This is a genomic window from Rhodococcus sp. C-2 (assembly GCF_027854095.1).
GTDB lineage: Bacteria > Actinomycetota > Actinomycetes > Mycobacteriales > Mycobacteriaceae > Rhodococcus_F > Rhodococcus_F qingshengii.
Window position 1 is genome coordinate 1,420 of the sequence record NZ_JAQGFI010000037.1, and the last position, 1,332, is coordinate 2,751.

Here is a 1,332-nt window from a genome sequence, read left to right on the forward strand (position 1 = left end):
TGGGGGCTATTGCGTGAATGCCGCAGCTTCGGTGGTGTACTTGAGCCCCGCTACATTGTCGGCGCAGGATCACTTGACCAGTGAGCTATTACGCACTCTTTCAAGGGTGGCTGCTTCTAAGCCAACCTCCTGGTTGTCTTCGCGACCCCACATCCTTTTCCACTTAGTACACGCTTAGGGACCTTAGCTGGCGATCTGGGCTGTTTCCCTCTCGACTACGAACCTTATCGCCCGCAGTCTCACTGCCGCGCTCTCACTCACCGGCATTCGGAGTTTGGCTGATTTCGGTAAGCTTGTGGGCCCCCTAGACCATCCAGTAGCTCTACCTCCGGTGAGAAACACGCGACGCTGCACCTAAATGCATTTCGGGGAGAACCAGCTATCACGGAGTTTGATTGGCCTTTCACCCCTACCCACAACTCATCCCCTCAGTTTTCAACCTAAGTGGGTTCGGTCCTCCACGACGTCTTACCGTCGCTTCAACCTGGCCATGGGTAGATCACTCCGCTTCGGGTCTAGAGCATGCCACTACGATCGCCCTATTCGGACTCGCTTTCGCTACGGCTACCCCACACGGGTTAACCTCGCGACATGCCACTAACTCGCAGGCTCATTCTTCAAAAGGCACGCCATCACCCCCAGCAGTAAACTGCTCGAAGGCTCTGACGGATTGTAAGCGCACGGTTTCAGGTACTATTTCACTCCCCTCCCGGGGTACTTTTCACCTTTCCCTCACGGTACTAGTCCGCTATCGGTCACCAGGGAGTATTCAGGCTTATCGGGTGGTCCCGACAGATTCACACCAGATTTCACGGGCCCGGTGCTACTTGGGTTTCCATTACAACAGTCACAAAGTTTTCGTGTACGGGATTCTCACCCTCTACGACAGGCCGTTCCAGACCACTTCCACTAACCCTGTGATTTCTTACTGTTGGCCAACACGGCAGTATTGACAAAATGAACCCCACAACCCCACGAATGCAACACCTGCCGGCTATCACACACCCATGGTTTAGCCTCTTCCGCTTTCGCTCGCCACTACTCACGGAATCACGGTTGTTTTCTCTTCCTGTGGGTACTGAGATGTTTCACTTCCCCACGTTCCCTCCACACGCCCTATATATTCAGGCGCGGGTAACACGACATCACTCGTGCTGGGTTTCCCCATTCGGACATCCTCGGATCACAGCTCGGTTGACAGCTCCCCGAGGCTTATCGCAGCCTCCTACGTCCTTCATCGGCTCCTGGTGCCAAGGCATCCACCGTACGCTCTTCATTACTTACAACAAAGATGCTCGCGTCCACTGTGCAGTTCTCAAACAACACACAACC

Annotated in this window: 1 rRNA gene (only partly in view); it reads right to left on the reverse strand. The window is 54.5% G+C overall.

Annotated features, from left to right (window positions below):
• Positions 1-1,286, reverse strand: a 23S ribosomal RNA gene (locus tag PCS43_RS33305) (its annotated part extends 1,419 nt beyond the left edge of the window); the annotation flags it as partial.
• Positions 1,287-1,332: the final 46 nt, after the last annotated feature.